This is a genomic window from Collinsella sp. TF11-5AC, from assembly GCF_003436775.1.
In the GTDB taxonomy this organism is placed as follows: domain Bacteria; phylum Actinomycetota; class Coriobacteriia; order Coriobacteriales; family Coriobacteriaceae; genus Collinsella.
Window position 1 is genome coordinate 220,724 of record NZ_QSQO01000001.1, and the last position, 17,869, is coordinate 238,592.

A 17,869-nucleotide genomic window follows, 5' to 3' on the forward strand; every position below is an offset into this window, starting at 1 on the left:
AGAATCGCCTCCTACAAAAAGAGGGAGACCCTTGAATCCTAAAACTCAAGTGCCTCCCACATATGTGCTCTATGAAGGGTGAATTACGCGTTCGCGAGCGGGCGTACGCTGACCCTGTGCTTGATACCCTTGTGGAACTCAACGGTACCGTCGACCAGCGCGAACAGCGTGTCGTCCTTGCCACGGCCAACGTTCTCACCCGGGTGGATGTGCGTGCCGTGCTGACGGACGAGAATCGTGCCCGTGGTTACCGTCTGGCCGGCATAGCGCTTCGTGCCAAGGCGCTGACCGCGGGAGTCACGGCCATTACGGGAGGAACCGAGTCCTTTTTTGTGTGCCATTGTGTATACCTACTCTTTCGTTACGAGTGTAATCTACTCGGCGACGGGAGCCTCGGCAACAGCCTCGGCCTCTGCCTTGACAGCCTTCTTGGCGCGGGACGTAGCCTGGACCTTCACGATCTTCAGCTTGGTGAGCTGCTGACGGTGACCCTTCAGACGACGATAGCGCTTACGCTTGTGGAACTTGAAGACCAGCTGCTTCTCGCCCTTGAACTGCTCAACGATCTGAGCGGTAACCTTGGCCTTGGCCAGCTTGTCGGGATCGGTGACGATCTTCTTACCATCGTTGAGGAAGATGACCGGCAGGGTGACCTTATCGCCCTCATTGCCCTCGATCTTCTCGACGGTGATGACATCGTCGGTGGCGACCTTGTACTGCTTGCCGCCCGTGTTAACGATTGCGTACATGTTTACTTGCCCTTCATGCATCAGTTAGTGCAACAGCCGAATATAGTAGCAGGCGAAAATACCCCCGTCAACGAGTATGTGGAGCAAATCCACAAGTTCGCACAGGTATGGGGCTGACGAGTCGGCCCTCGTCGTCCTCGCATGCTTGATTCTGACGCTCGACATCGTAGGAGCAGATGGTCACGAGGTCTTGCATACCGGTGGAAACAATAGGTGCATCGACGCCCGGGGTCAAGCCCTGCAACAAAACATCAGCAGCAGAAAGCAAAATCTCCGGACGCATGGAGCCCTCGTTGTCGGCATGGGTGTCGAGCATGAGCACCAGATGGTCCGGACGCTCCCCCGCCGTGATCTCATAGCCCACCAGTGTGTGGTCAAGGTCTAAGCGCTTGCTCTTTTTGCCGCGCGCATAGTCAATACCATGACCCGCGCGCAGCGTGTCAATCGCAGCGCGCACCTCGTCGGCGCTCACGGGGGCTTCGGGGTCCAGGTGCAAGTCGATACGGTACGACAGACGCGTAAGCTGAGCCGTGAGCGCCGGCGTGCGCACGTCGATGTACGCCGCCTCGATGGGCGCCAGATCGGCCGGAGAGGCCGCAGCCAGGCGCCCAAACGCCTCGTCGAGCGCCACGAACTCGGTCATAAACAGGTCATACCACTCGCAGGCCGACGACGTACCCACCGGTAGCGCCGAAGAGAAGCCCACGCGCATGTGCGGAGAGAAGCCCTGCGTGACGGCATAGGGAAGTCCCGCACGGCGCACGATGCGCTCAATGGTATGGATTACTTCGAGATGGCCCAGGTACTTAAGGCGATCGCGTTTGCCATAGCGAACACGAAGTCTAAAGAGCGTGGGGCTGTCGGTCAGGCGCTCACTCATGCGCGATCACCCATCAATACATTCTTGGCGTGGAGCGTGGGGCAGATTCCGCAGCCGGTGCACGACGTGCGGGTGCAGTCGGGAGTCGTGACACCCTCGAGCGAGCGACGGTACTCGCGCTCGAGGAAGCCGCGCGTGCAGCCGGGGCTCACATGCTCCCACGGCAGACGCCAGTCCAACTCGTAGGGCAGGTGCACGAGCTCATTGAGGTCGATGCCGTTTTTGGCAGCAGCCTCCTTCCAGTTATCGAGCGAGAAATGCTCTACCCAGGCGTCAAAGCGAGACCCCGAGCGCCAAGCATCGATGATGACGGGCGTCATGTCACGACCGGCGCGGGAGAGCGCGGCCTCGATGAGCGAGGTCTCGGCATCGTGGTAATGCACGCGGACGGCACGGTTGCGAACGCTCGTGATAAGCAGCTTCTGGCGACGCTTGACGTCGTCGTAGTCGAGCTGCGGGCACCACTGGAACGGCGTGGCAGCCTTGGGAATAAAGACCGAAACCGAGATGGACACCGAGATGGAGCCGCGGCGCGCCTTGGGCACCACGGAACGGCCAAGTTCCAGCACGTGATCGGCCAGGTTGGCAATGGCCACGATGTCCTCGTCGCGCTCGCCGGGAAGGCCCATCATAAAGTAGAGCTTCATGCGGTTCCAGCCGGCCTCGAAGGCCGCCTTGGCCGCACGGTCCAGGTCCTCCTCGGTCACGTTCTTGTTAATGATGTCGCGCATGCGCTGGCTGCCGGCCTCGGGTGCGAACGTCAGGCCGCCCTTCTTTTCGCCGGCGACCGACTCGGCCATATCCACGCCAAATGAATCCAGGCGCTGCGACGGAATAGACACGCGAATACCCGTATCCTCCAGGCGACGGTTGAGCCTGCCGAGCACGTCACGAATGCAGGAGTGGTCGGTCGTGGAGAGCGAGGTCAGCGACACCTCGTCATAGCCGGTCTTTTCCAGACCCTGAATCACCGACGAGACGATCTGGTCGGCCGAGCGCTCGCGCACCGGGCGATACGTCATGCCGGCCTGGCAAAAACGACAGCCGCGGGCGCAGCCGCGCAGGATCTCGATAGACAGGCGGTCGTGGACCAGCTGCGCATAGGGCACGCACGACTGCGACAGCGGATTCGTGGCACCGAAATCCTCGACGACGCGCTTGTAGACCACGGTCGGCGCATCCTTGCCCTCACGCGGCACGGTGTAGCCATGCGGCGAGCAGGGCTCGTCATGGCGCACCTCATAGAGCGACGGCACGTAGTTGCCGGCAATGGATGCAAGCTGCTCAACAATCTGCGCGCGCGGGACTCCTTCGTCGCGCAGGCGGCGATGCAGCTGGCAGGTCTCGAGCAGCGATTCCTCACCCTCGCCGATGAGGACGGCATCGAAGAAGGCCGCGTACGGCTCGGGGTTGTACACCGAGGGACCGCCGGCGATGATGATGGGGTCGTCTTCGCCTCGGTCGGCCGCTAACAGCGGAATGCCAGCGAGATCGAGAGCCTCGAGGAAGTTCGTCACCGCCATCTCGTGCGGCACATGCAGGCCGACAATATCAAACGAAGCGACGGGGGCAGCGCCTTCGAGCGACAGCAGGGGAATACCCGCCTCGCGCATGGCGTCACCCATATCGGGCCACGGCACATAGCCACGCTCGCAGGAGATGCCCTCGGCCTGGTTAAGGATGTTGTAGAGGATGGCGATGCCCTGGTTGGGCAAACCAACCTCGTACACATCCGGATAGATCAGGCAGCAACGATAGTCGGCATCGGCCTTTGAAAGCGTGCCCCACTCGTGATCGATATAGCGACTCGGCTTTTCGACCTTGGCGAGCAGCGGCTCAATTAAATGAAAACAGTCTTGATACGGAACGCGCAACGGAAAACCCCTAAGCAGCGAGATCGGATGCGTCCTCATAGGACGCCATAGGACGGGTAGCGCCCGCGACCGTGGTCACCAGATCGCGAACGCGGGAGAACGTGGCAGTGACCACCTCGTTGGCACGGCTGTAGTCGACATCGCGCTCGTAGAGCGAAACGAGCGCACGGCCCATGCCATAGGTGCCCGCGGCAGCAGTGAGCGCCTTGACGGCAAACCCAATATGCGGCGTCTGCTTGACGAGCGCACGGGTGACCGCGCGGATCACAAGACCGCCGGCAAGCACGCCCGCGACCTCGTAGCCGCGCTCAGGCTTAATGCCGCGTCCAAAGACGGCAGCGAGCTCAAAGAGCATGCCCACCTGAGCCAGCGCCATAACGGGATAATCGGCGCCCGGCAAAAACACCAACGCACCGGTCGCCATATTGGTGAGCGCGCACGAGGTGATGATACGATTGGCCGCCGCGATGCGCATAAAGGCAAAGTTCGCCGCAAAAGCCGTTTCCTTTTCGGTGCGATCGAGAATCCAGCGGGCAAGCGTCTCGAGCAGATACGTCTTATCGGTTGCCGCTACCACGCCGAGCATAGGCGTGGACTCCTCGATAAACGGCACCTCCACAGCAGACTCGGCAAGCACGCACACGGGGGCGCCGGCGATCACGAGCTCCTGCACGGCACTCTCCAAGCGGTCGGAGCCGCACGAGAGCACCAGCACCACATCGGTATCGGTCTTTGGAGCAATTCGCTCCTCCCCCAGACGCTCGACGCGCACAATGCCCGAGGTCGTCTGCGGCACAAAGGCGTCACGCACCGTCTCGGCCAGAAAGCGCGAGGCGGACGAATCCAAATAGACCGAGACGCGCACCGGCGTATCGGAATCCTTCTTAACGGACGCGCCCATCTTAAAAGCGCGGGTCAGCTTATCTACGGGAATTTTCATAGCAAACCCCTCCAGCGGTTACGCGGCGCCCGAACGATGCCGCCATATGGATTGTACGATACCCACCGTCAGCAGCTGAATCATCATCGAAGACGAACCGAAGCTAATAAACGGTAGCGGAATACCGGTAATCGGCATCATGCCGATGCACATGCCGATGTTTTCGAAGGTCTGGAACGCCCACATGCCAACGATGCCCACACACGAAAGACGCAAGAACAGCGACTCACACTTAAAGGCGACGCGAATCGTCGAAAAGATCAGCAGCACGTAGAGGCACAGGAGCAAAAAGGAACCGCAAAAGCCAAAGGTCTCGGACAGGAAGGCGAAGACGAAGTCGGTATGGAACTCAGGCAGAAAGCCGCCGGCCGACTGCGTTGCGTGGCCCAAACCCTTACCAAAGAAGCCACCCGAGCCAACGGCGATAAGCGACTGCTGCAGGTTGTAGGCATCGTCCGAATCGGCATTATCGGGGTCGATAAAGACCGTCAGGCGGTTCATCTGATACTGCTTGATGAGCACATCGTGGCCGAGCAACGAATCAAAGACCGAATCGAGCGCCAGGACGAGGGCCACCAGGCCCACGAGCAGGGCCAGGGTCGACAGCACCCATTCGCGGCGTGCACCGCTCATGCAGATGACAATAGCGCCCGAGACCAGCACGACCAGGCCCGAGCCCAGGTCGCCCATGGCGACGACGGCCAAAAACGGAATGGACAGCATGCCGCAGAGCTTGACGTAGTCGCGAACGGTATCGATGCGGCCGTTATACTGCGAGCCAAGCGTGGCGATAAAGAAGATGGTGATGAGCTTGGCAAGCTCAACCGGCTGGAATGTCAAGCCGATACCGGGAATCTTGATCCAGCCCGTCATGCCTAGACCGCCTGTATAGGACAGACCCGGAATCTTGGGCGAGAAGATAACGATCAGGTCGATGACGAGCAACGCCGTCGAGAAATTGGAAATACCGCGCAGGTCGGTACGCCAGACCAGCACCGCCAGCACCGCCCCGATGCCAATTCCCAGAAGATGACGTGAGAACGAGGCATCGGCCTTAAACTGCGAAGCCGACCAAATAATGATGGCGCCATAGGCAACGAGCGCGACGGTAGCCAGCAGCACACCGATATGCACCTTTTGGCGAAACGTACCGCGCGAGGCCGAAAGTTGCTTGTTGACGCGGTCCAGGCTGCTGCGAGAGCCGGTCTTGGTTGAACGGAACAGATCCGCCGGAGAAAAATCCATCGCAACCTCCTATCGAACCGAAGAATCGCCCGAGGCCGAAGAGGTATCGGGCTCGTCATAAATCACGCCGAGCACATCGCGCACGACATGCATCGCGGTATCTGAGCCACCGCCGCCCTGCTCCAGGACAGTAGCGATGACATACTTGGGATCATCGGCCGGTGCATAGGCGCAGAACCACGCGTATTCGTCCTCGCCGCTTTTCTCGCCCGTGCCCGACTTGCCGTATACCTGCGGCGTCAGGGTGCCAAAGTGAGCCGCCAGGGACGTCGATGCCGTGTAAATCACGTCGTGCATGCCGTTGCGAACAAGAGCCAAATCCGAATCGCTGTTGATCTTGGCCTCCAGGCGCTTCTTCTTGCCCTTGCCGTTGTACTTATAGGCATCGCCGTCGCCATCGCGCGACACGGCAGACAAAAACACGTGAGGCACGTACTGTTTGCCGCCGTTGGCAAGACCCATATAGGCGCACGCCATCTGCAGGGGCGTCACCAGGATGTCGCCTTGGCCGATGGCAATGTTGGTCATATCGCCGGCATTCCACTTGCGGTCCTCGGCAGAGGCGTCGGTGAAGTACGACTCTTTCCACTCGGCATCGGGAATACGGCCCGCGCCCTCACTCGGCAAATCGATACCGCAGGTCTTGCCTAGGCCCCAGCGACGAAAGACCTCCTGCAGGCCCTCGGAATGTTGCTCGTCATAAAAGAACGCCTTGCCCATATCGTAGAAGACGGGGTCGCACGAGTTGGCAATACCCGACTGCAGCGTCATGGTGCCGTGTCCAGACGTCAGCCAGCAGCGCTTGCCCCAAGCCTTGCCCAGGCCCGTCCAATAGCCCGTGCAGTTGGTTGTCTGCGTTGAAGTGTAGGTTCCAAACTCAAGACCGGCCAGTGCCGAGAGCGGCTTGATGGTCGAGGCCGACATGTACTGTCCGCTAATGGCGCGGTTGAGCAGCGGGTGCGAACCCTTGTCATCATTGAGCTCGGTCCACACGTCATTTGAGACGCCGCCGATAAAGACGGACGGATCGAACTTGGGCTCGCTCGCCATGCCCAGGATCTCGCCATTGTTGGGATCGAGACACACCACAGCGCCGTTGCCGGCATTGCTGTAGCCAGTGGTCTTGGCAAGCTCGATGGCGCTCGCCAGCGCCGTCTCACAGGCCTGTTGGATCTTAAGGTCGAGCGTGAGCTTAATGTCGGAGCCGGCCTTGGCGGGCACGGCGCCGGCCTGACCGGTCACATTGCCCGAGGCATCGACCTTGACGGTCTGCTCGCCACGAATACCCTGCAGCAGGTTTTCGTAGTAGCTCTCAACACCCGCCTGGCCCACGATATCGCCCGACTGGTACGTAATCAGGCCAGCAGAAGCATCATCATCACCAGAGGTTTTCTTATTCTGGGCCTCGAGCTGCTCGGAGGTAATGGTGCCGGTATAGCCCAAGATATGGCATGCCGTCTCGCCATATGGATACTGGCGCTCGGTACGCTCGGCAATCTTGACGCCCGGGAACTCGCCGGCGTGCTCCTGAATATAGGCAACCGTGGAGCGACGGACGTCCGTCGCGATGGTATGCAGGCTCTGAGCGCCCTCGGAATTGTCCTGGATATTGCGCAGAACCGCCACGTAGGGCATACCGAGCACGTTGGCAAGATGGCGAACCAGAACCTCATCCTCGGCAAGGTCGCGGTAGGCCACGACAGCAAGTGAGGGACGGTTCTGGACAAGTGCCACGCCATTGCGGTCGAGGATGCGGCCGCGCACAGCGGGTGTGGTAACGGTGCGCGTCTGATTGCTATTAGCCTGCTTTTCGTAATAGTCCGACGAGACCATCTGCATGCCCCACAGCTTGACGGCAAGCGCCGCGAACATCGCGCCCACACCCGTGGTGAGGATGGAGAAGCGGCCCTTAAAGGCGGTCGCCGCGGTATTGCCCTCGCCCTCGGTGGCGCGCGGGGCCGTTCCATGCTGCGTATCGTAGGTAAAACGAGAATCGCCGCGACGCATGATGACCAGTGCGACCACGATGGCCACAACCAGCACGATACCGGCGATAATAACCGTCATCTGGGAAGACATCTACGAGCCTCCCCTATTTGAGCTTACGGGTCTTGGGCTTAAAGCGCATGCCCGTCTGGCGTCCGCCACGTGCGGAGAATCCATAACCGGACTGCGGCACGACGCCGGACATCAAAAACGGAATGGCAACCAGACCCGTCAGGATCGAAGACGGCAGTGCATGGCCGAAGATCGCCACGACAAAGCTCGTCTCCAAACCCATAAACAGCAAGATGATGCTGTAGATCACATTAATGACGAACGCGAAGGCGCCCACAGTGATGCCGCGCGCACTCGGGGTACCGCCCGTCTGACCGGCAGCGCTATGCACCAGGGCAAAAGAACCCACGGTCAGCAGGAGCGACATAACGCCCACCGGCACGGCAGCGGAAAGGTCATAGAACAAGCCGCTGCAAAAACCGCACACGACGGCACGGGTCGGGTCGCCCGAGAACACGCTTAGGCACACCAGGATAATCATAAAGTTGACGCGACCGCCCGCAATGGAGATCTGCGGTGCCAGGCCTGCCTGCAACAGCACGCACACGATGGCGGCGATTACAAACGTGCGGGAGCTCATCCCCTGCTCATGTAGATCCATGGACATGCCCCCTATTCGCTCGAGCCGGAATCGGTCGTCTCGGACGTGTCGGAACTGTCATCCGGGCTCTCGTCCTTCGTCTTGGTCGCAGCATCGCGCGACGTTCCCTGCGGCGTGCTGTTGGCCGTGTTCACGTCCTCATCCGAGGCCGACTGTTCGTCGGTCAGCGAGGTAATGACCAGCACTTCCTCGTTGTTCTCGGCCGTCGTCTGGGCGCGCACCACAATGGTGTAGTACACGTCGTTTGCCGATTTCTCAACCGACGAGACGGTGCCGAGCGGTAGACCCTTGGGGAACACACCGCCAATGCCCGAGGTCACGATGATGTCGCCAACCTTAACGTCGGAGTCGACGCTCACGTACTCAAGACGCAGCGTGCCGTCAGCCTGACCCTGCAGCATGCCCTGGGCGCGCGTGTCCTGCACCATAGCGGACACGCCCGAGTTCTCGTCGCCAATCAGGCGCACGGTGGACGTCTTGGCCGATACCTCGATAATCTGGCCTATGACACCGGCAGAACTCGTCACAGGCATGTTGATGGTAAGACCGTCGGCAGAACCCTTATCGATGGTGACGGTCGAGGTCCAGGCATCGCCCGAAGCGCCGACGATACGAGCTGCGGTTGATTTGAGGTTGTAGGTCGACTGCAGGCCGACCAGCCCCTCCAGTCGCTCGGCGGTCTTTTGAGCCTCGGAGAGCTCGGCAACCTTAGAGGTCAGTTCCTCGTTTTGCTTCTTAAGCTCGTCAAGCGTGTCCTGCGACGCCGTAAGGTTAGAGAACACGTTACCGATCGCATTGAAGGGAGCCGCCACAGCCGAGCCCACAAAGCGCACCGGCGAGGTAATCGTCGTCACGCCCGAGCGCACGGCATGAATCGGTCCTGCCTCGCCCTCGCGGATGTAAAACGTGAGCAGCAACACCGAAATCAGGCTGAAAACAATCAACGGGCGCATACCCGTTGATTGTCGCTTGGTATTCAGATTTGTGGAGAAACCCGAAGATCGTGCCAAATGGAATCCACCTTTTGGAAATTAAGCATTGGTCTGGACGAAGCCGCCATCAAACGCATTGGCCTCGAGCACGCGGGCACAGCCGTTAACAACGTTATCGAGCGCCGTAGGGCTGACATTGACCGAAACGCCGGTCTCATCGCGCAGGCGCACGTCGAGACCGCGCAGCAGCGCGCCGCCACCAGTCAGCAAAATGCCGTAGTACATAAGGTCCGAGGCAAGATCGGGAGGCGTAGCGTCGAGTGCGTCCTTGACGGCCTTGGCCATCTCGTCGAGCGGCTTGTTGAGTGCGCGACGAATCTCCTCGCTCTCGATGCGCACGGTCTTGGGCAGACCGGTGATCACGTCGCGACCGTTGACCTCGACGTCGAGCTCATCCTTGAGCGGCACGGCGGAGCCGACCTTGATCTTGATGTCCTCTGCCGTACGCTCGCCGATGGCCAGGTTGTAGGCATCACGAACGTGCGTGAGGATGGCCTGATCGAACTCGTCGCCGGCAATACGAATGGACTGCGAGACGACGATGCCGCCCATAGCGATAACGGCAACCTCGGTGGTACCGCCACCGATGTCGATGACCATGGAACCGGTGGGTTCCTCGACGGGCAGGTCGGCGCCGATGGCAGCCGCCATAGGCTCTTCGATCAGATAGGCCTGGCGGGCACCGGCCTGAATCGTGGCCTCAAAGACAGCGCGCTTCTCGACCGACGTGACACCGGAGGGAACGCAGACGACAACACGCGGACGCGGAGTCCACGGATAGCGCTTCTCGGACGCCTTGTCGATAAAGTAGCGAAGCATGGCCTCGGTAACATCGAAGTCGGCGATGACGCCGTCCTTCAGGGGACGAACGGCCACGATGTTGCCGGGCGTACGGCCGAGCATGCGCTTTGCCTCGATACCGACCGCCAGGATGCGCTCGTCGTTCTTGTCGATGGCGACAACGGAGGGCTCGCGAATGACGATGCCCTTGCCGCGCACGGAGACAAGCGTATTTGCGGTGCCGAGGTCGATGGCAAGATCGCCCGCATAGCTACCGAAGAACATATCCATCAAAGAAAACAACGCAACTCCTGATGTGTTGGATGATTGCTGGAAAACTACTAGCTCATCATACTAGCGCAAGCCCGGCACCTCACTTGCGGTGAAGCGCCGGGCAAAGCTAAATCCCATAAGGTCACTACTGGTTGTCAGCAGCCGAGAAATCCATATCAAGCGAAGAAACGGCCCAGCCGATATGGTTGTCGGAGCGCACGAATTTGACGGTGTACTCCTGCTCGCCGCCCTTGGACAGCGATGCCTTCACCTTGGCGGTCGTCTCGGTCATGGACTGATCCATGCCCTCGACGGACACGGTGGCACCCTGCGGAATCGAGGAGATAATCATCGACTTAGCGTCCTCGGACAGGCTCGAGGCCAGGCAAGACTCGGCCTTTGCGGCGTCACCGTCGCCGGCAGCCTGGAACAGATCGGTAACGACAGACTCCTGAGACGGGAAGCCAAAGCCGCGCGTGTAGGCAAAGCCCAGACCGCCCGCGGCGATCAAAATGAGCAGAAGCAGCACGATGAAGACTTTGAGACCCGTATGGCGATGGCGACGACGGACCTTGGCCTGCTTGCGATCCTGACGGTCCTGCTGGACCATCTCGGACTCGGACAGCGTAAAGAAGCCGGTGTCCGAGGGATCAGGCATAAACTGACCGGTCGCGCCCGTAGGATCGAGCGGATCGACGGCAGGAGCGTCCATCGCGGGCGCCGGAGCCGTGGCCATAGCCGTCTGGGCAGACAGCGCGGCAAGCGAATCCTGCACGCGGGCAAGCTCATCGGCCTGCTCGGAGGTGAGCTGGTAGATGCCATCGGCAGTAGCGGCATTAAAGGCGTCGAGTGCGTCGGAGGGACGGCCGGCGGCAGAAAGCGCCTGACCCATGCCGGCGTTGAGCGCACGCGTGTCGTCGCGGGGGCCGGCAAAGTCGATAGCCGTGCGATAAGTCTCCACGGCATCCGCCGGACGGCCGAGCTTAATGAAGCAACGACCGAGCTCGCCGAGTGCGGCGGCAGGAGCCGGATTGGCGCCGTCGATGGCAGCCTGACGGAAGGCGGTTCCCGCGTTGGCATAGTCGCCCGACTGGAACAGCGCATTGCCCAGGCCCAGATAGGCCTTGAACGGCGTGGCATAGGAAGCATCCTGCGTAGCAGCTGAGAACGCCTGGGCGGCCGTCGTGTAGTCGCCCACGGCGGCGAGCGCCTTGCCGCGGTTGGTGAGCAGCGCGCCGCGCTTGCCGTAGGTGCCGTCGTTGAGGGCGGCGGCATAGGCCTCGGCGGCCTCGGCATACATGCCCAGGTGCATCAAGGCGTTGCCACGAAGGTGATCGGCCTCGCCCATAATCTCATCGGGAGTCTTTGCCGCCCCAAGCATCTGGGCTGCAGCAGAAAAATCACCCGCGCGGTAAGCGGCGCGGCCCTGTTGGATCAGCTGGCTATTCAAGGAAGTCCCCTTTACTCGTGAACGATCTCGACATGGACGATCTCGTCGCCGGCACGCAGCTGCGAAATCACATCGAGACCCTCGACCGTGGTACCAAAGACGGTGTAACCAGAATCGAGGTTATGCTGGGCACCCAGGCAGAAGTAGAACTGCGAACCCGCGGAATCGGGATCCATGGAGCGTGCCATGGCAAGGGCGCCATCGACATGGCTGTTGCGCGGATTGGTGGCAAACTCGCCCTTGATGCAGTAGCCGGGGCCACCGGTACCGGGCATGCCGTCGGGGCCCTCAAGACCGGCAGCGACGTCGGCGCCGGACATGTCGCGGGTATTGGGGTCGCCGCCCTGGATAACAAAACCGGGCACATAGCGATGGAACTTAAGGCCATCATAGAAGCCCATCGTGGAAAGCTCGCAGAAGTTAGCGACATGAATGGGAGCGCCCTCGCCGTCAAACTTGACCTTGATGGTACCCTTCGACGTCTCGATTACGGCGCACTCGTCGCCGACAAGCTGATACTCGGGCGTGTAGAGCTCTTTCTTAAAACCAAACATGTGGTTCCTTCCTCGTGCGTTTAAAGCATATTTGTACGAATTGTAGCAATAAGCACGGGCTTACATCAATTGCGCACGTAGGTTATGCCGACTATGGCGAACTAATTTTAGGAACACTGCTGCGGCTTCCAGGAACCCACATTGGCGTCGTACTGGTTCAGCGCGCTGTTGCCACCCTGCGCGATGGGCGCCAGGATCTCGCTTTGGTGGGAACTCATCGACTCGCCATCGGGAATGGCCAGCGAGATATCCCAGCTCTGGCAGATCACGTCAACGCGCTCATACATCCACTCGGCAAGCTGCTTTAAGTGGGCGATGTCGTCCGCATAGACCGTATCGTCCTGATACTTAAGATTGTTGAGCTCATCTTGCGTCTTTTTGATCTGGTCGCGCAGGGCGTAGGCACTCTGCGACAGCTCCTGACGGGTGGACAGCGGCGTTCGGAGATAACCGTTGTTAAAGGAATCGATGACCTCGCCGATCTGGTCCTCGTCAGCGTAGGACACGATGGTCTGATACAGACCGTCGAGCCTGGTATAGAGCTGATCATCGGTGAGCACGGTTTCTTCCTGAACCACCTCGGCAGAATCGCCCTGCTTGGTATCGTCCTCAGTCGCCTCGCCCTTTTGACGCGTGGGGAAGGTGGTTTGTGCAGCTTGGCCAAACTGGTCGTAGAAGCCAGGCATAACACCCATGGGATCGGTCGTCACGAACCAATAGGCACCACCGCACACGACGGCAAGGACCGCGATGATAATGAGCGGCTTGGGAATATGACGCTTATGCTTGTGATAGGCGTCCTCGTCGGGGTGCACCTTGCGCTTGGGTTTTTGAGCATCGTCATGCAGGGAAACGGGCGTGGGAATATCGACCTTGGGGATACCGAAATCCTTATCGAAAGCCGGCAGCACGCAGGTCTCATTGGGGTCAGCGGCGTCCGAAAGCACCGCAGCGGCAGAGGCCGGCGCATGCGGCACCTCGGTATCGATCTGCTCTTGCGTTAGGCGCGGAAAGCCCGCCGTGCGGCCCGCTGCCAGGTCGGATGCGGCCGCGTCCTTGGAGAGGATACCCGGAGCGGGGCGTCCGCATTTGGGGCACGTACGATCATGCGGAGAAAGACGGGCACCGCAGCCCTCACAGAACACGAACTCGGTGTGCTCGGGACCATCGCCCGGACCCACATAGGCGTTGCAGTAGGGGCAGAACGAGGCGCCGTCCTCGATGGTCTTTAGGCAATGCGGGCAGATCACGGCATCCTCTTTCCGAAGCAATTCAAACAATCGAGGTTAGAGCATAACATCGACACGGCCCCACAAGCGCAAGGCACCAATTCAACATCGCCAGAAAAATCATCCCTGAAGGCAGCGAACTACTTCTTTTTCTTGGGCATCGAGACTTTGATGCCCTGGGGCGATTTGGTCACGCGGGAGCGCTTAACGCCGGCGCTCTTCTTTTTCTTGGGCTGGGTCTGGGCCACGCCCTCGAGTGCGCGGGCTTCGGCCTCACGAACGGTGCGAGCTTCGCGGCGCTGCGCCATGTCGGCGGCGACGCGCTTGGCAAAACGCTCCGCCGTCGAACCCGTCGAGCTCACCTTGCCGCCGCCGCGACCCAGGCGAACACGCACGCCACGGCCAAAGCCGGTGGCCGCATGACGGCGACGGGGCTTAAGCGAGTCCATCATCGTGGCAAGCTTAAAGAACACCGCACAGGTAAAGACGACGATAGCCGCCAAGATGACAATCTGACCCATCGACAAGTTGGCAATCGACAGCAGCTCCGGGAACCCGATAACGCCCGTCAAAATACCGGCGATGACAAACACGAAAAGCACCACGCGCAAAGGCGTGAGCGGCTGCGAAATGCGCCAGATCAGGCTGACACTCGCCGCGCACGACGTGAGCAGGCACATGGTCGAAAGCGTAAGCTGGCTAAAGCCAAACACGCGCGCCACAAAGATATCGAGCGCCGCGGCCAAAATGACCGCAATCGACGCCGGCAGTGCCCGCTTGAGCACGTTCGTCAGGAACGACCCCTTCACGCGAGCATTGTTGGGCTCCAGGCCCAACACAAAGCCCGGCGCGCCGATGCAGAAGAAGTTGATGAGCGTCATCTGAATCGGCTCGAAAGGGTACGGCGGCAGCGCGATGCACAGCGCCGCCAGGCCCATCGAGAACAGCGTCTTAGTCAGGAACAGCGAAGCCGAACGCTGCAGGTTGTTGATGGAGCGACGGCCCTCGGCCACCACGGCGGGCATCGAGGCAAAGTCGTTGTCGACGAGCACGATCTCGGCCACGTTACGCGCGGCATCGGAGCCGGCCGCCATGGCCACGGAGCAGTCGGCCTCCTTGAGCGCCAGCACGTCGTTGACGCCGTCGCCTGTCATGGCCACGGTGTGCTCGCGGCGCTTGAGCGCCTGCACGAGCTCGCGCTTCTGCTGCGGGGTCACACGACCAAAGACATGGTAGCGGTCCACTGCGGCATCGAGCTTGGCCGGCGTATCGAGCGTCGTGGCGTCCACATAAGCGTCCGCCCCCGGCACGCCCACCACGCGCGCGATCGACGACACCGTACGCGGGTCGTCGCCACTGATCACGTTGAGCGTCACGCCCTGCTCGTTAAAGTAGCCGATGGTCTCGGCCGCCGAGGTACGGATCTCGTCGCGGATGGTCACAAAGCCCACAGGCTCGGCCTCGCCCACCATATCGCCATCGGGCGTAAAGCCGTCAACGCGCGCCACCACGAGCACGCGGCAGGTATCGGCAAGCTCGGCGACACGGTTCTCGACCTGCGAAAACACACGATCAGAGAGCACAAACTGCGCGGCGCCCATTACGTAGGAGCCCTGCGCAAACGAAGCGCCACTCCATTTTTTAGACGACGAGAACGGAATGACCGACAGCGGCTCAGACACCTCGACCGGGCGATCGGCGTAATAGTTGAGCAGCGCCTGGCAGGTCTCGTTGGCATCGGCCGAAGTCGCACGCGCGACGTTAGCAAGGGCAAAATCGAGCACCGTGGTATCGACGGGAACAGCCGCCTCGTTCTCCCCCACGCCCAAGGCAACGCCCTCAACCGGCAGCGGATAGGTACCCTCGACCTCCATGCGACCCGACGTGATGGTGCCCGTCTTGTCCAGGCACAGTACGTCGACGCGAGCGAGCGTCTCGATGCAGTAGAGCTGCTGCGCCAGAACCTTGCGGCGGGCCAGGCGCACCGTGGCGATGGCGAGCACCGACGAGGTCAGCAGCACCAGGCCCTGCGGAATCATGCCCAGCAGGGCGCCCACCGTGGACAGCAGCGCCGACGAAGGCACGCGGCCGGCCAGCAGCTCGGAGAAGCACCAGGAAAGCGCGCTATCGCCCGGGGTTCCCGCGGCATCCCACAGCTCGCTCACACTCGAGGCAAACAACGCCAAACCGAGCGGGATCATGATGATGCTCGCAAAGCGCACGATGGCGTTAAGCGCGTTCATGATCTCGGAATTGACCTTTTTGACGTACTTGGCCTCGTTATTAATTTTGGCCACGTAGTTGTCGGCGCCGACATGGATCACGCGGGCGCGCAGCAGACCTGAGTCGATAAAGCTACCGCTCATGAGCTCGGAGCCGGGCTGCTTCTTAATAAGGTCGCTCTCGCCCGTCAGCAAGCTCTCGTTCACGAGCGCCTCGCCCGAAACCACCACGGCGTCGGCGGGAATCTGGTCACCGCGCCCCAAGCGGATAATGTCGTCGAGCACGATCTGGTCCAGGTCGAGCTCCACCTCAGCGCCGTCGCGCACCGCGATGGCCTTCTTGGAGGTTAGCAGCGTAAGCTTATCGACCATCTTCTTGGAACGCATGGACTGAATGACGCCAATAGCGGTATTGAGGAACACCACGAACAGGAACGTCAGATTCTTAAACGAACCGGTCAAAATGACCAGGAAAGCCAAGATCACGTTGATCAAATTGAACAACGTGCAGAGGTTCTCAATGATGAGCTCTTTGACCGACTTGGTCTTGAGCTCCATGTTGCGGTTGATCTTACCGGCGGCGATGCGCTCCTCGACCTCGGCGGTCGAGAGTCCGCGCTCGATATCCGTTGCTGCCATACCACGTCCCATCACGTCGCGTCGGTATAAGAAAAACCGCCCGGACCATGCGAGGTTCGGACGGTCTCACGTTCGATGGTGCCCCATGTTGGATTCGAACCAACGGCCTTCTGCTCCGGAGGCAGACGCTCTAATCCTCTGAGCTAATAGGGCGAACGGTAGGCATTATACCCAAGTGCGCCACGGGCTATCAAAATAAAAGAAAAAGCTTTGCAATTCCGAGGAAGACGCGGCGCAACGGCCCACTTTAGAAGGCAAAAGCGAATCAGATAGTATAAACTCTCATGCACCATATATACACGGCTCGCGATGCGGGCCGTTTTTACAAGGGTTATCCATCGAGGTGAGAGGCACACCATGATTGCAATTTTAAAGCAGAGCGCCAGCGACGAGGCCGTCAGCCATATCGTCAGCTGGATTGAAAAAAAGGGCCTGAAGACCGACGTCTCGCGCGGCGAGAACGAGACGATCATCGGCCTGGTGGGCGATACGACCAAGATCGACCCGTTCCTGCTCGAGTCCATGGACGTCGTCGAGCGCGTGCAGCGCGTCTCCGAGCCGTTCAAGCGCGCCAACCGCAAGTTCCACCCCGAGGACTCCGTCATCGACTGCGGCCACGGCGTCAAGATCGGCGGCGATCAGTTCCAGGTCATCGCCGGCCCGTGCTCCGTCGAGGGCGAGAACCTCATCCGCATCGCCCGCCGCGTGAAGGCCGCCGGTGCCACGATGCTGCGCGGCGGTGCCTACAAGCCCCGCACTTCCCCGTACGCCTACCAGGGCATGGGCCCCGCCGGTCTGGACCTGCTGTGCGAGGCGTCTGCCGAGCTCGACATGCCGATCGTCACCGAGATCATGGACCCGCGCGACGTGCAGGCCTTCCTGGACAAGAAGATCGACGTCATGCAGATCGGCGCCCGCAACGCCCAGAACTTCCCTCTGCTCAAAGAGGTCGGCAAGACCAAGACTCCGATCTTGCTTAAGCGCGGCATGTCCGGCACGATCGATGAGCTGCTCATGGCCGCCGAGTACATCATGAGCGAGGGCAACGACAACGTCATCCTGTGCGAGCGCGGCATCCGCACCTTCGAGACCCGCACCCGCAACACCTTCGACCTCAATGCCGTGCCGGTGCTGCACCACCTGTCGCACCTGCCCGTCGTCGCCGACCCCAGCCACGCCACCGGCTACACCCGCTACGTTGAGCCCATGGCGCTCGCCGCGACCGCCTGCGGTGCCAACGGCCTAGAGATCGAGGTCCACGACGAGCCCAGCCGCGCATGGTCCGACGGCGCTCAGGCCCTCACCCCCGATCAGTTCGACGACACCATGCGCCGCATCCGAGCCATTCGCGAGGTTGTCTGCCATGAGACCATGGAGTAGCCC

At 60.8% G+C, this 17,869-nt stretch carries 15 protein-coding genes and 1 tRNA gene; 1 reads left to right on the plus strand and 15 read right to left on the minus strand.

The window, feature by feature from the left end; genetic code table 11:
• Positions 1-83: 83 nt before the first annotated feature.
• From rpmA to DXD16_RS01155, 15 genes are all read right to left on the minus strand, one after another.
• A complete protein-coding gene (rpmA, locus tag DXD16_RS01085) occupies positions 84-341 on the minus strand; it encodes a 50S ribosomal protein L27 (protein WP_006236075.1) in 258 nt (85 codons plus the stop codon).
• A 33-nt stretch (positions 342-374) separates the two neighbouring features.
• On the minus strand, positions 375-749 hold the full coding sequence (gene rplU, locus DXD16_RS01090; protein ID WP_035138585.1) for a 50S ribosomal protein L21: 375 nt from the start codon (positions 747-749) through the stop codon (positions 375-377).
• Positions 750-816: 67 nt separating this feature from the next.
• Positions 817-1,629 carry a TIGR03936 family radical SAM-associated protein gene (locus DXD16_RS01095; RefSeq protein ID WP_117654835.1) on the minus strand — a complete coding sequence of 271 codons (813 nt, stop codon included), beginning with the start codon at positions 1,627-1,629 and terminating at the stop codon, positions 817-819.
• Entirely contained in the window at positions 1,626-3,503 is a 1,878-nt protein-coding gene (locus DXD16_RS01100; RefSeq protein WP_117654836.1) for a TIGR03960 family B12-binding radical SAM protein, read from the minus strand. Before DXD16_RS01100 ends, DXD16_RS01095 begins: the two co-directional genes overlap by 4 nt.
• A 10-nt stretch (positions 3,504-3,513) precedes the next feature.
• On the minus strand, positions 3,514-4,443 hold the full coding sequence (locus DXD16_RS01105; RefSeq protein ID WP_117654837.1) for a YcjF family protein: 930 nt from the start codon (positions 4,441-4,443) through the stop codon (positions 3,514-3,516).
• Between the two features lie 18 nt (positions 4,444-4,461).
• The gene (locus DXD16_RS01110) at positions 4,462-5,688 is read right to left on the minus strand and encodes an FtsW/RodA/SpoVE family cell cycle protein (protein ID WP_055249988.1); all 1,227 of its coding nucleotides are present in this window, start codon (positions 5,686-5,688) and stop codon (positions 4,462-4,464) included.
• 9 nt (positions 5,689-5,697) lie between these two features.
• Positions 5,698-7,767 (minus strand): penicillin-binding protein 2, encoded by a 2,070-nt coding sequence (gene mrdA, locus DXD16_RS01115; RefSeq protein ID WP_117654838.1) that lies wholly within the window; start codon positions 7,765-7,767, stop codon positions 5,698-5,700.
• A 13-nt stretch (positions 7,768-7,780) separates the two neighbouring features.
• Positions 7,781-8,347 carry a hypothetical protein gene (locus DXD16_RS01120; RefSeq protein ID WP_117646379.1) on the minus strand — a complete coding sequence of 189 codons (567 nt, stop codon included), beginning with the start codon at positions 8,345-8,347 and terminating at the stop codon, positions 7,781-7,783.
• Positions 8,348-8,358: 11 nt separating this feature from the next.
• Entirely contained in the window at positions 8,359-9,300 is a 942-nt protein-coding gene (mreC, locus tag DXD16_RS01125) for a rod shape-determining protein MreC (protein ID WP_117564242.1), read from the minus strand.
• A gap of 78 nt (positions 9,301-9,378) precedes the next feature.
• Positions 9,379-10,410 carry a rod shape-determining protein gene (locus DXD16_RS01130; protein ID WP_006236061.1) on the minus strand — a complete coding sequence of 344 codons (1,032 nt, stop codon included), beginning with the start codon at positions 10,408-10,410 and terminating at the stop codon, positions 9,379-9,381.
• Between the two features lie 127 nt (positions 10,411-10,537).
• A complete protein-coding gene (locus tag DXD16_RS01135; RefSeq protein ID WP_233502548.1) occupies positions 10,538-11,842 on the minus strand; it encodes a tetratricopeptide repeat protein in 1,305 nt (434 codons plus the stop codon).
• Between the two features lie 11 nt (positions 11,843-11,853).
• Positions 11,854-12,396 (minus strand): peptidylprolyl isomerase, encoded by a 543-nt coding sequence (locus DXD16_RS01140; protein WP_055249980.1) that lies wholly within the window; start codon positions 12,394-12,396, stop codon positions 11,854-11,856.
• A gap of 107 nt (positions 12,397-12,503) precedes the next feature.
• Positions 12,504-13,646, minus strand: a complete 1,143-nt coding sequence (locus DXD16_RS01145) for a zinc ribbon domain-containing protein (protein WP_158551486.1) — start codon at positions 13,644-13,646, stop codon at positions 12,504-12,506.
• Positions 13,647-13,765: 119 nt separating this feature from the next.
• On the minus strand, positions 13,766-16,486 hold the full coding sequence (locus tag DXD16_RS01150; RefSeq protein ID WP_117654840.1) for an HAD-IC family P-type ATPase: 2,721 nt from the start codon (positions 16,484-16,486) through the stop codon (positions 13,766-13,768).
• Between the two features lie 76 nt (positions 16,487-16,562).
• Positions 16,563-16,639: transfer RNA gene (locus DXD16_RS01155), tRNA-Arg, on the minus strand.
• 204 nt (positions 16,640-16,843) lie between these two features.
• Between DXD16_RS01155 and aroF the strand changes: the two genes are divergently transcribed.
• Positions 16,844-17,866, plus strand: coding sequence for a 3-deoxy-7-phosphoheptulonate synthase (gene aroF, locus DXD16_RS01160; RefSeq protein WP_117654841.1), 1,023 nt, complete (start codon positions 16,844-16,846; stop codon positions 17,864-17,866).
• The last annotated feature ends 3 nt before the right edge of the window (positions 17,867-17,869 follow it).

Bases quoted from the DNA above. Each gene is read 5' to 3' on its own strand.
- rpmA (WP_006236075.1), bottom strand. From the start codon at position 341: ATGGCACACAAAAAAGGACTCGGTTCCTCCCGTAATGGCCGTGACTCC.
- rplU (WP_035138585.1), bottom strand. From the start codon at position 749: ATGTACGCAATCGTTAACACGGGCGGCAAGCAGTACAAGGTCGCCACC.
- DXD16_RS01095 (WP_117654835.1), bottom strand. From the start codon at position 1,629: ATGAGTGAGCGCCTGACCGACAGCCCCACGCTCTTTAGACTTCGTGTT.
- DXD16_RS01105 (WP_117654837.1), bottom strand. From the start codon at position 4,443: ATGAAAATTCCCGTAGATAAGCTGACCCGCGCTTTTAAGATGGGCGCG.
- DXD16_RS01110 (WP_055249988.1), bottom strand. From the start codon at position 5,688: ATGGATTTTTCTCCGGCGGATCTGTTCCGTTCAACCAAGACCGGCTCT.
- mrdA (WP_117654838.1), bottom strand. From the start codon at position 7,767: ATGTCTTCCCAGATGACGGTTATTATCGCCGGTATCGTGCTGGTTGTG.
- DXD16_RS01120 (WP_117646379.1), bottom strand. From the start codon at position 8,347: ATGGATCTACATGAGCAGGGGATGAGCTCCCGCACGTTTGTAATCGCC.
- mreC (WP_117564242.1), bottom strand. From the start codon at position 9,300: ATGCGCCCGTTGATTGTTTTCAGCCTGATTTCGGTGTTGCTGCTCACG.
- DXD16_RS01130 (WP_006236061.1), bottom strand. From the start codon at position 10,410: ATGGATATGTTCTTCGGTAGCTATGCGGGCGATCTTGCCATCGACCTC.
- DXD16_RS01140 (WP_055249980.1), bottom strand. From the start codon at position 12,396: ATGTTTGGTTTTAAGAAAGAGCTCTACACGCCCGAGTATCAGCTTGTC.
- DXD16_RS01150 (WP_117654840.1), bottom strand. From the start codon at position 16,486: ATGGCAGCAACGGATATCGAGCGCGGACTCTCGACCGCCGAGGTCGAG.
- aroF (WP_117654841.1), top strand. From the start codon at position 16,844: ATGATTGCAATTTTAAAGCAGAGCGCCAGCGACGAGGCCGTCAGCCAT.